This is a genomic window from Streptomyces sp. ATLC9 (genome assembly GCF_057196705.1).
The window spans coordinates 1-10,717 of record NZ_JBXUOY010000190.1; the positions used below are offsets into that span (position 1 = coordinate 1).

The 10,717-nt window shown below is 73.3% G+C and carries 11 protein-coding genes; 4 read left to right on the forward strand and 7 right to left on the reverse strand.

What is annotated here, in order from left to right:
* Positions 1-44: 44 nt before the first annotated feature.
* The 5 genes from AC2CJA_RS18720 to AC2CJA_RS18740 form a co-directional block, all read right to left on the reverse strand.
* Positions 45-1,034: a YihY/virulence factor BrkB family protein gene (locus AC2CJA_RS18720; protein ID WP_484603853.1), complete on the reverse strand. Its 990-nt coding sequence runs from the start codon at positions 1,032-1,034 to the stop codon at positions 45-47.
* 64 nt (positions 1,035-1,098) lie between these two features.
* Positions 1,099-1,749: a DUF3618 domain-containing protein gene (locus AC2CJA_RS18725; protein ID WP_484603854.1), complete on the reverse strand. Its 651-nt coding sequence runs from the start codon at positions 1,747-1,749 to the stop codon at positions 1,099-1,101.
* A complete protein-coding gene (locus tag AC2CJA_RS18730) occupies positions 1,725-2,162 on the reverse strand; it encodes a phage holin family protein (RefSeq protein ID WP_484603855.1) in 438 nt (145 codons plus the stop codon). Before AC2CJA_RS18730 ends, AC2CJA_RS18725 begins: the two co-directional genes overlap by 25 nt.
* 1 nt (position 2,163) lies before the next feature.
* Positions 2,164-2,853, reverse strand: a complete 690-nt coding sequence (locus tag AC2CJA_RS18735) for a hypothetical protein (protein WP_484603856.1) — start codon at positions 2,851-2,853, stop codon at positions 2,164-2,166.
* A gap of 222 nt (positions 2,854-3,075) precedes the next feature.
* Positions 3,076-3,894: a DUF2382 domain-containing protein gene (locus AC2CJA_RS18740; protein ID WP_484603857.1), complete on the reverse strand. Its 819-nt coding sequence runs from the start codon at positions 3,892-3,894 to the stop codon at positions 3,076-3,078.
* Positions 3,895-4,105: 211 nt separating this feature from the next.
* On the opposite strand from AC2CJA_RS18740, the gene AC2CJA_RS18745 reads away from it, so the two are divergent.
* Positions 4,106-5,923 (forward strand): glycoside hydrolase family 15 protein, encoded by a 1,818-nt coding sequence (locus AC2CJA_RS18745; protein WP_484603858.1) that lies wholly within the window; start codon positions 4,106-4,108, stop codon positions 5,921-5,923.
* A 50-nt stretch (positions 5,924-5,973) separates the two neighbouring features.
* Here the strand turns inward: AC2CJA_RS18745 and AC2CJA_RS18750 are convergent, their stop codons facing one another.
* A complete protein-coding gene (locus tag AC2CJA_RS18750) occupies positions 5,974-7,029 on the reverse strand; it encodes a glucose 1-dehydrogenase (protein ID WP_484603859.1) in 1,056 nt (351 codons plus the stop codon).
* A gap of 80 nt (positions 7,030-7,109) precedes the next feature.
* On the opposite strand from AC2CJA_RS18750, the gene AC2CJA_RS18755 reads away from it, so the two are divergent.
* Complete coding sequence (locus tag AC2CJA_RS18755; protein ID WP_484603860.1) at positions 7,110-7,352, forward strand: DUF2277 domain-containing protein; 243 nt, start codon at positions 7,110-7,112, stop codon at positions 7,350-7,352.
* 308 nt (positions 7,353-7,660) lie between these two features.
* On the opposite strand, the gene AC2CJA_RS18760 is transcribed toward AC2CJA_RS18755, so the two are convergent.
* Positions 7,661-8,491 carry an ATP-grasp domain-containing protein gene (locus AC2CJA_RS18760; protein ID WP_484603861.1) on the reverse strand — a complete coding sequence of 277 codons (831 nt, stop codon included), beginning with the start codon at positions 8,489-8,491 and terminating at the stop codon, positions 7,661-7,663.
* A gap of 207 nt (positions 8,492-8,698) precedes the next feature.
* On the opposite strand from AC2CJA_RS18760, the gene AC2CJA_RS18765 reads away from it, so the two are divergent.
* Entirely contained in the window at positions 8,699-8,893 is a 195-nt protein-coding gene (locus AC2CJA_RS18765; RefSeq protein WP_093849355.1) for a hypothetical protein, read from the forward strand.
* A 182-nt stretch (positions 8,894-9,075) separates the two neighbouring features.
* Complete coding sequence (locus AC2CJA_RS18770) at positions 9,076-10,635, forward strand: hypothetical protein (protein WP_484603862.1); 1,560 nt, start codon at positions 9,076-9,078, stop codon at positions 10,633-10,635.
* Positions 10,636-10,717: the final 82 nt, after the last annotated feature.

The following is a 10,717-nucleotide window of genomic DNA, read 5'->3' on the forward strand; positions in this document are numbered from 1 at the left end:
GCCCCCCCCGCCCCCCCCCCCCCCCCACCCGCCCGGTACCGGGGTCAGTCCCGGCCGCTGGGGTTGTCATCGGAGAACTTGCGGGTGTCGCGCGGCTCGACGTAGGGCTCCTCGTCGGCCGGGTGTCCGTCCTCCATGGCCCGTCCGCGCTCGATCTCGGCGTTGGTCTCCTGGCCCAGCAGGATCACGATGTTGGTGATCCACAGCCAGATCAGAAAGATGATCACACCGGCCAGGCTGCCGTACGTCTTGTTGTAGTTGCCGAAGTTGGCGACGTAGAAGGCGAAGGCGGCCGATGCCAGGATCCACAGCAGCACGGCGACCAGACTGCCCGGACTGACCCAGCGGAAGCGGCGCTTGACGTTGGGCGCGGCCCAGTACAGCAGCGCGATCATGAAGGCGACCAGCAGGACCAGCACCGGCCACTTGGCGATGCCCCACACCGTCAGGAAGGTGTCGCCCAGACCGATGACGTCGCCGGCCCGCTGCGCGATGTCACCGGTGAAGACCACGGCGACGGAGCTCAGCGCCAGGATGAACAGCAGGACCAGGGTGATGCCCACCCGCACCGGCAGCGTCATCCAGATCGGCCGCCCCTCCTCGATGTCGTAGATGGCGTTGGAGGCGCGCATGAAGGCGGCGACGTAGCCGGACGCGGACCAGATCGCCAGGGCGAGACCGATGACCAGCGCGAACCCCGCGGCACCCTGGTTGCCCCGGAGCTGCGTGAGCATGCTCTCGAGGATGTCGCGCGCGGCGCCCGGCGCGATGCTGCCGAGGTTGTCGATCAGCGGCTGGATCGCGGAGCTGCCGATCACGCCCAGGATCGACACCAGCGCGAGCAGCGCGGGGAAGATCGACAGGATTCCGTAGTAGGTGAGGGCGGCGGCCCAGTCCGTGACGTTGTCGTCCTTGAACTCGGCGACCGTGCGTTTCAGCACGCCCTTCCAGGAACTCTTCGACAGGTCGGTGGGCTCCTCGGGGGCCTGCCCGGCGGAACCGTCCCGCCGCTGCCCGCTCTTCTGCTTCGACATGTGGTGGCACCTCGCCTGTTCCCGGCCGCCCCCGCCCCTGCGGGCGGGGGCGGCCGGGATCGTCTCAGTGCGCCGAGCCGGGGCTCTGGCGTCGGGTCTCGTCGGCCACGCCCTGCCCGGACCGGCGGGCCTGGCCCTTGACCTCGCCCGCCTGTCCGCGGGCCTCGTCGGCGGTGGTGCGGGCGGCGTCCGACGCGGTCTCCTTGACCTGCTGGGCCGCCTGCCGGCCGGACTGCCTGGCGTCCTCCTTCAGGTGCTCCACCGACTCCAGCGCCGCTTCCCTGACCGGTTCGGCCAGTCCGCCCGCCTTCTCGGAGAGCCGGCCCACCGCCTGCTCCTCCTTGCGCGAGCTGCGCATCATCGAGGCCGTCAGCATCCCGGCGCCGAAGGCGATCACACCGGCGGCCAGGGGGTTGCCCTGGGTCTTCCGCGCGGCGTGGTGGGGGGCGGCCCTGACGGCCTCGCCCGCCTGTCCGGCCCCCTCGCGCGCCCTGTCCGCGGTGTGCCCGGCGCTCTCACGGACCGACTGCGTCGTGTCCGAGGTGGTTCCCATCACTCGCTCCCGTACTACGGTCATCCTGCCCCGCGCCCGCTCCTTGCGGCGGCGGACGGCGTGGCGGGGGTTGGCTTGGTCGGCGAGCCTGCCGACGTCCTCCGACAGCTCCTGCCGGGTGGTGTCGATCCGAGCCCTCAGCTCGTCGGGTGACGTGCCCATTCGGCGTCCTCCTTGAGGGTCTGGACGGTGCGCTCCGGCTTGGGGTGGACCTGCTTCATCCGCGAGCGGCCCATCACATACATCACGGCCGCGGCCACGCCCCACAGGGCGGTGACGATGAGTGCCGCCCAGCCCCAGTCCATGACGTTGGCCAGGCCGAAGGTGAGCGCCAGAGAGGCGAACAGGACGGTCATGTAGCCGGCGAACCCGGCCCCGCCGTACATGCCGGCGGCCTTGCCCGCCTTGGTGGCCTCCTCGCGGATCTCGGCCTTGGCCAGCTCCACTTCCTGCCGGAACAGCTTCTGCGCGTCCGAGGTGACCGCGGAGAGCAGCTCGCCGATCGAGGCGTCCTCCTGCGCCGTCCTGCCCCGGGCCTCCGGACCGGTGTCCGGCCGATGAGTCGTGTACGCCATGTCAGCCCACCTCCGGACGGCGGGGAGTGTCGGGGGCTCCGTAGGTGCCGGTGCCGCCGGTGCCCGGGACGCCCGGGGTAGCGCCGTGGGAGGGCTCCCCGTAGCCCGGCATCTGCCGGACCTCTCCGCCCGGGGGCTGCGGGTGGGCCTCGTACCCCTGGGCCTGCGCCGTACCGGAGCCCTCCTGCCCGTGATGGTCCGCCTTGGTGCCCGCCTTGGCCATGCGCCCGATGGCGAAACCGGCCAGTGCCGCACCCGCCAGGAACGCGCCCGGACGGCGCCGCGCGAAGGACTCCACACCCTCGACCAGACCGCCGACGCCCCGCTCCTCCAGCGTGTCCGCCGCGCGGCGGCCGCCGTCGGCGGCCTGGGCCGCCAGGTTCCGCACCGGGGAGTCGGACCGGGTGTTCTCCGCCATGCCCGACAGGTCGTCGGCCCACTGGCGTATGGTGTCGGCCGTCCTCCTGGTCTGCGTGTCCGCCTCCTGCGTGGCACGCTCCCTGAGGTGGCCCGCCATGTTGACGACCTGGTCGCGGGCCTCGCCTGTCACGTTGCGCGCCTGGCCCCTGGCGCTGCCGGCCACGGTACCCGCGGCTTCCTTCGCCCGGTCGGCCGTGGCGCGGGTCTCCTGTTTCGCGGTCTGGCCTGTCTGCTGTGCGGGGCCGTTGCCCGTGATCGGAGATTCACTCACCGGTGCCTCCAGTTGGTCCTGCGGAACTTGCCTTTTGCGTCATATGTGACTAGTGGCTCACGAAAGGCGAAGTACCCGACCTTCGACCCGGCATTCCCCCGACATCCCCTTTGCCCGTCACCCCGGGAGCGCCCGGAAGCACCCCGGACACGCTCCGGCACGGCTGGGGCCCGAACGGAAGAGGTCGTCTCCGAACGGGCCCCAAGGGGTGGAACCGGCGGTTCAGCGGCGGCGCCGCCGCTCGTCGTCGGTCCCCTCCTCCTCGATGCGCTCCTTGCGCACCTGCCCCTTGACGGTCTCCTCTTCGGTGCGCTCGTCGGTGGTCAGACGCACCCGCTCCACCGGATGCGTCTCGGTCTCGACCACCGGACGCTCCTCGTGCAGGGTCACCTCGTACTCGGCCTCGGAGATCTCCGGGCCACTCGTGGCCTCGCCCCTGCTCTCCTCGGTGATGGGCTCGCGCTCCACGCGGACTTCCTCGCGCCGCACGGGCACCGTCTTCTGGACGTCCTCGGTGACCACGTACTTGCGCAGCCGGGCCTTGCCGGCCTCCTGGCGCTCGACGCCGACGCGCATCTCCTCCTCGGAGCGCGTCATGGCCTCGTCGCGGCCGCGGGCTCCGGCGCGGCCCCCCGCCGTACCGGCCGTGCCCGCCGCGGCGGCCGTTCCCGCGGCACCGGGCGCACCGGTGCCGGTGCGGCCGGTCTCCTGCCCGTAACCGCCCCAGTCGACGCCGTAGTAGTCGTACAGACGGCGCTCCTCCTGCTCGGACAGGTGCCCGCCCTGGTCCACGTCGACGTGGGGCGCGCCCTTGACCTGGTCCTTGGAGTACGGCACCTCCAGGTGGTCCTCCACCATGGCCGCGTCGTGGATCGGAACGAAGGTCTCATGGCTGCCGAAGAGCCCGGTGCGGACGCTCGCCCACTCCGGCTGGCCCGTCACGTCGTCGAGGAAGACGTGCCCCGTCTCCCCGATCTTCTTGCCCTCGGCGTCGTAGACCTGGTGGTCCAGCACCTCGGGTATCTGCTCCTTGGTGATCATGAGGCTCTCCTCGTCGCCGGTTCCTCTGACTCCAAGGCTGCGGGTAACCACCCGAAAGGACCCGGAAACCGATAAGTAATGCAAAATCAGCACAGAATGAACGGCCTCTCACCTGCCCAAGCGCGCCCTCCCCCGGTCCATCCGTGTAACGGCGGGAGGATCGGGTACTCCGGTCCCCGGCGATCCGAGCGGGCCGAAGGGAGAACGCCGCGTGCCGCTCCGGCTTGAGGACTACGCCCTGCTGGGCGACACACGCACCGCCGCACTGGTGGGCTACGACGGCTCGGTGGACTGGCTGTGCCTGCCCCGGTTCGACTCCGACGCCTGCTTCGCCGCCCTGCTGGGCCGTCCCGAGCACGGCCGCTGGCTGCTCGCCCCCAGCGACCGGGCACGGCCGCTGGCCCGCCGCTACCGGGGCGACAGCGCGGTGCTGGAGACCGAGTACGCGGGCCCCGAGGGCCGGGCCCGGGTGACCGACTGCATGCCCGTCGACGGCGATCACCCCTCGGTGGTGCGTATCGTCGAGGGCCTGGAAGGGCGGGTGCGGATGCGCTCGCTGGTGCGCCTGTGCTTCGACTACGGCGTCACCCCCGCCTGGCTGCGGCCCGAGGGACGCAGACTGCGCGCCTACGCGGGACCGGACGTGGTCGTCCTCGACTCCGGGGCGGACTTCACCGCGGACGGCGGTGAGTGCGCCACGGAGTTCTCCGTCGACGCGGGCGAGAAAGTGGCTTTCCGGCTGGCCTGGAGAGGACTGCACCACGGGGATCCGGACCGGCCGGACACCGCGGAGCTGCTGCGGACCGTGTCCGCCACCGAACGGTGGTGGCGGGAGTGGGCCGCCCGCTGCACCTACTCCGGCGAGTACCGGGAGGCGGTGGTGCGCTCCCTGATCACGCTCAAGGCCCTGAGCTACTCGCCCAGCGGCGGCATCGTGGCCGCCCCCACCACCTCCCTGCCCGAGCAGCTGGGCGGGGTGCGCAACTGGGACTACCGCTTCTGCTGGCTGCGCGATGCCACCTTCACCCTCATGGCGCTGCTGGGGTCCGGATACGAACGGGAGGCGGTGGCCTGGCGCGACTGGCTGCTGCGCGCGCTGGCCGGCGACCCGCGGCGGATGCAGATCATGTACGGGGTCGAGGGCGAGCGGCTGCTGTCCGAGACGGAGCTGGACTGGCTGCCCGGATACGAGCGCTCCCGTCCCGTGCGCATCGGCAACGCCGCCTCCGGCCAGCTCCAGCTGGACGTCCACGGGGAGCTCATGGACGCCCTGCACCAGGCCAGGGCCCACGGCGTGCCACCGGACCCCGACGCCTGGCGGGTCCAGCGCGTGCTGATGGACTTCCTGGAGTCGCACTGGCGTGACCCCGACAACGGCATCTGGGAGGTGCGCGGCCCCCGCCGGGACTTCACCCACTCCAAGGTGATGGCCTGGGTGGCCGCCGACCGGGCGGTGAAGGCGGTGGAGCGCTTCGGCCTGGACGGGCCCGCGTACCGGTGGAGGAGCCTGCGGCGGGAGATCTTCCGGGAGGTATGCGCGTACGGCTACGACGCCGACCGCGCGACCTTCACCCAGTACTACGGCTCCGCGGAGCTGGACGCCTCGCTGCTGCTCATCCCGTCCGTGGGTTTCCTGCCCGCCGACGACCCCCGGATGAAGGGCACCGTGGCCGCGATCGAGCGGGAACTGCTCGGGGACGGCCTCGTGCGGCGCTACACCATGGGCAGCCGCACCGACTCCGTGGACGGCCTGCCCGCGGGCGAGGCGGCCTTCCTGCCCTGCTCCTTCTGGCTGGCCGACAACTACATCCTCCAGGGCCGCGCAAGGGAGGGGCGGGAACTGTTCGAGCGGCTGCTGGACCTGCGCAACGACCTGGGCCTGCTCTCGGAGGAGTACGACACCGGACACCGCCGGCTGGTCGGCAACTTCCCCCAGGCCCTCTCCCACATCCCGCTGATCGACACCGCGCAGAACCTGGCCGGGGGCCGGGGCCCCTCCCGGCTCCGCTCCGGCGACGGGCACTCCTGAGCCGGGAGGGGCCCAGGAGCGGGCCCCGGCCGGAAGCGCCCGGCCCGGGATCAGTGCCGGGTGAGCTCGATGACCGTCTTGACGTCGTCCGGGTGCCGCTCGAAGGCGTCCGCGAAGGACTCCAGCGGCACCCGGCGGGTGATCAGCGCGTCCAGCCAGCCCCGGTCCGCCCCGGCGAGGGCGGCGGCCGCGGCGGCGTAGTGCTGCCGGTTGGCGTTGACCGAGCCGACCACGGCGGAGTTGTCCAGCACCAGTTCGCGGTTGAGGTATCCGGCGTCCACCTCCAGGGTGCGCCCGGCGGGCGACAGCCCGGTCAGGCAGAGCACTCCGTAGGGGTCCATCGCCGACATCACCCCGAAGACGACCGGCGCGGCGCCGGTCGCCTCGATCACCACGTCCGGCCGCACCCGCTCCATGACCCCCTCGGCCTCATCGCGGTGGTACTCGGCGCCCAGCCGCCGGACCAGCTCGGGTTTGGGGCCGCTCTCCACCCGGTCCAGCACATGGACCTCCAGACCGCGCTGGTGCCCGAGCAGCGCGGCGAGCAGCCCGATCGGCCCGGCCCCCGTGACCAGCACCGAGTGCGGGGCGAACCAGGACCTTCCGCCGACGCGCTCCACCTGGTCCCAGGCCTTGGCCACCACGGTGGCGGGCTCCATGAGCACCCCGACGTGCTCCAGTCCGGGGTCCAGGCGCACTGCGTAGTCGGCCTCGACCGTCCAGGACGTCGAGGCGTACCCGTCGAGCCCCTTGATGCCGCGCTCGGTGAACAGCCCGTTGCGGCACATGTCGAAATAGCCGTGGGCGCACGCCCCGCACGGCAGGGGGTCGGGCCGGCGGACGACGCCCACGGCCAGGTCGCCGGGCACCCAGCCGCTGTCCGGCGGCGCCTGGCGCACCCGGCCCAGGGACTCGTGGCCGATGACCAGGCGCTCCCGGCCCGGCGGAGGGGCTCCGTGGCCTCCCGAGAGGATCTCCAGATCGGTGCCGCACACACCGACGGCCAGGCCGTCCACCAGCAGCTCCCCCTCCCCCGGCTCGGGGTCGGGGAGGGTGTCGAGCCGCAGGGAGTCCTTCCGGCCGGGAGCCGCGGTCAGCGCCTGCACGTCCACTCCATCCGTCGGGCGGGGTCCGGTGTTCCTCTCCGGTACCCCCGACCGCGCCGGACACGCGCCACACTGGGGGCATGTGCCGCAGCATCAGGACACTCCGACCGCCCATGGCGCCCGAGGCCGGCGACGAGGACATCCGCGCCGCCGCCCTCCAGTACGTCCGCAAGGTCTCGGGTTTCAGGGAGCCCGCCGCCCACAACCGCGCCGCGTTCGAGCGCGCCGTCGAGGCCGTGGCAGAGGCGACCCGGGAGCTCCTGGACGACCTGGAGGTACGCGGCCGGGGCGGCCCGCCCCGGCGGCCTCCGGCCCGCTCCTGACCCCCTCGCCCGCTCCCCCCGCTCCCCCGGCCCCTGTCCTCCGGACGGAGCGGGGGCCGGCGGATATCGGCTTGGGCTCGCCGCCACGCAGCCGGCCGAGACCCGGCTCCAGCAGGCTCGTACCGGAAGGCGCCCCGCCGCCCGGGCCGCCTCGTCCGGCACGCCGGCGGCCTCGGCCTCGACCGCGTCCCGCAGACAACCGGGGGAGGCCGGCAGGGTGGTCCTCGCCGGCTTCCACCTCCGGGGGCCGCACATCGCCGTGCGGCCCCTCCGCCGCGCACGTCCCCGGGGGCGGAGCCCGGAGCTGCTCAGGCCGGCAGTGCGTGCAGCGAGGCGGTCATCGCGGCGGCGAACGCCTCCCTGGTGCCGGCGTCCACCCGGTCCAGCGACAGGTAGGGGTTGAGGTCCTCCAGCTCCACGAGCAGCAGCTCACCCTCCGCCGTGCGGCAGGCGTCCACCCGTTGGATGCCGTGGTCGACGGCGTTCCAGTCCACGAACCGCTGTGCGAAGGCGAGGTCGTCCGCCGTGGGGGCGTACGGTTCCAGCTCCCACCGCCGCTCGGGGTCGGGGGCGTAGAGGGCGTACTGGAACGAGCGGTCGACGAAGTAGAACGAGACCTCGTGACGGAAGTCGATCCTCGGCTGGACCAGCAGGCCGGCGCCCGGCCCGAGGGCGAGGTGGGCCAGCCGGTCCGCGGGGACGACCTCCAGACCGATGGAGTCGGCGCCGAGCTCGGGCTTGACGACGTACTCGGCCGCCGGCGGCAGCCGCTCCAGGTCCTCGTGGCGGTCGACAGTGGGGATGACCGGCTCCCCGGCCGCGCTCAGCTCGGTCAGATACCGCTTCCCGGCCATGTCCGCCCTGCCCGACAACTCGTTGAAGACCCGGATCCCCCGTTCCAGCGCCCGGGCGCGGAAGTCCTCCCAGGCCTCCCGGTGGTGCAGTACGGGGCCGCTGTTGCGCACCACGACCACATCGAAGGCGTCCATCAGCGCCGCCGCGTCGCGTGGATGGCAGAGCGCGACCCGGAAGTCCTCGCGCAGGCGGGCCGAGAGGAGGATGTCCTCGTCTCCGTAGCGACGGCCCCGGGCCTCGTAGGAGAGGTCTGTGACGTAGAGCAGTGCGGGCTCGCGGTGCATGGTTTCCGTCCCCTGTCAGGTGTCGGCTCCCGAGAAACTACCTCCCGGCCTCCGGAGAGCCGTCGCCCCCTCCCTCCGGAGGCGCATCCGGGCGGAGCAGAGGAAATGTGCTGATATCACCCTTCCGCCGCTTTCGGCGTTCTGGACACTCTGTGAAGCTTGTGGAACACACGGTGACAAACCCATCGCCACACAGGGAGTTGACCCATGGTGCTGTCGATCTCCGGTGTCCTGCTGTTCGGAGTGATCGTCTTCCTGTTCTTCCGCAAGGACAACCTCAAGCTCTCCCACGCCATCGTGTGCGCGCTCTTCGGGTTCTACCTGGCTGGATCGGCGATCGCGCCAGGCATCCAGGCGGGCGGGGACACTCTCGCCAACCTCCTCGGGAACATCCCCTTCTAGGGAGCCTTTCCGGCACGGCCGCCCGGCGCGGCGTCCCCTCCGGCGCGATCCCCCTCCCGGCACGGCGCCCGGTGCACCCACCGGAACCCCACACCCACGACCCCAGGACTTCGAGCCCCAGGGCTCTAGACGGCAGGAGATTCGGCGTGGCCTGGCGGCCCTTCCCCCCGGCACTCACCCCGCTGCACGCTTCCCATCCCCACCCCCACCGCGCACCGGACGCCGCCCCGCCGGCCCGCGGGCGCGATCTGCGGCGGGCTGCCGCGGACCACGCCCTCGACGCGCTGCACCTGCCGGCCGTGGCCGCCCGCGGGCTGGGCCGTCTCGCCTCCCAGGGACGGCGCCGCTGGGAGCGCACCCCCCGGGAGCGGCGGGGTCCGGCGCTGCTCGCCGTGACCGTCTGCCTGCTGGTGCTGTGGCTGACCCCGTACGGGCCGCTGGTGGGGGCGGTCGCCCTGGCCTGCGCCGCTCTCCGGCAGGGCCGCGACCGGTCCTCGGACACCGCCGGGGGCGAGCCGGGCGAGGCCGAACGCGCGCGGCTGCAGACCCTCTACGAAGCGCTGGTACCGCATCTGTCGCTCGCCGACGACCCCCGTCCCCAGCCCCTGTACGCCCGCGACGGCGACTGGCGGCGGGCCTTCACCGGCTTCGCGTTCACCGAGGAGGGACGGCTGGCCCGGCTTCGGCTGCGCTACCCGCCGCACTTCGGCGACGGCGACCAGGAGTCCCGCGCACGCCTCCAGGAACTGCTGTCCGCCAAGGCCGGGCGGGGCCGGGAGTACCACTTCGCCTGGGACGAGGAGCTGGGCGAGCTGGCCCTGACCGCGCTGCCGCCGCTTCCCGCCGGGGTCTGCGCGCAGCGCTTCGTCACCGCGCCCGGCGAGACCGTGCTGGGCTTCACCGACCTCCACACCGTCCCCCGCACGGTGCCGGTGGTCGAGGAGGGCGGCGAGCGGCGGGACGTGCCTCCGGTGGTGTGGCGTACGGGCCCGCGCTCCACCGAACCGCACCTGCTGGCACTGGGCCATCCGGGGTCGGGGACCACCACGCTGCTGCGGTCGGTCGCGCTCCAGGCCCTGCGGCAGGGCGAGGTGCTGGTCGTGGACGGCGGCGGAGCGGGCGAGTACGAGTTCCTGGCCGGGCGCGGCAGGGTGCTGACGGTGGAGTCCACACCGGCCGGTGCTCTGTCGGCGCTGGAGTGGGTGGTGCGGGAGACCGAGCGCAGACTGCTGGCCGCCAACCGGGTCCGCCAGACCGGACGGGACGCGCCGGAGGACGTCTGCCGCCCGCTGTGGGTGCTGGTCGACCGGCCCTCGGTGCTCAGCCACCTGGCCCGTGCCGAGGGGCAGCGCGACCCGCAGGATCTGCTCCAGGTGCCCCTGCGGTACGGGCGCGCGGTACGGGTGACCGTGGCGCTGGCCGACCAGTTCGAGGGCGCGGGGGAGCTGACCGGGGCCGTCCGCGCGTACACCCGGGCGCGGGTGGTGCTCGGCGCGGCGACGCCGCAGGAGGTGCGGGCGGTGCTCGGTGAGGCCCCGTCGACCACGCCGCCGCCCGAGGTGCCCCCGGGGCGCGGTTACGCCCGGCTGGGCTCGGGGCCGGTGCACCGCCTCCAGGTACCCACCGCCCCGGACCCCTTCGACCGGGAAGCGGCCGAGCCGCAGCGGCGGGCGGTCCTGGAACTGCTGCCGGAGCCGGTGACCGGTCCGCCGAAGGCCCCGGTCCGGCGTCCGGTCCCCTGAGATGCTCCGGTTCCGCGGCTCCGGGGGCGCGGGCGCCCCGCCCGCGGGGGGGCCCGGGCGGGCGCGGGGGGGGCGGGCGGGG

Excerpts from the sequence above, each read along its gene's own strand:
- AC2CJA_RS18720 (WP_484603853.1), bottom strand. The coding sequence starts at position 1,034 with ATGTCGAAGCAGAAGAGCGGGCAGCGGCGGGACGGTTCCGCCGGGCAG.
- AC2CJA_RS18725 (WP_484603854.1), bottom strand. The coding sequence starts at position 1,749 with ATGGGCACGTCACCCGACGAGCTGAGGGCTCGGATCGACACCACCCGG.
- AC2CJA_RS18730 (WP_484603855.1), bottom strand. The coding sequence starts at position 2,162 with ATGGCGTACACGACTCATCGGCCGGACACCGGTCCGGAGGCCCGGGGC.
- AC2CJA_RS18740 (WP_484603857.1), bottom strand. The coding sequence starts at position 3,894 with ATGATCACCAAGGAGCAGATACCCGAGGTGCTGGACCACCAGGTCTAC.
- AC2CJA_RS18755 (WP_484603860.1), top strand. The coding sequence starts at position 7,110 with ATGTGCCGCAGCATCAGGACACTCCGACCGCCCATGGCGCCCGAGGCC.
- AC2CJA_RS18760 (WP_484603861.1), bottom strand. The coding sequence starts at position 8,491 with ATGCACCGCGAGCCCGCACTGCTCTACGTCACAGACCTCTCCTACGAG.
- AC2CJA_RS18765 (WP_093849355.1), top strand. The coding sequence starts at position 8,699 with ATGGTGCTGTCGATCTCCGGTGTCCTGCTGTTCGGAGTGATCGTCTTC.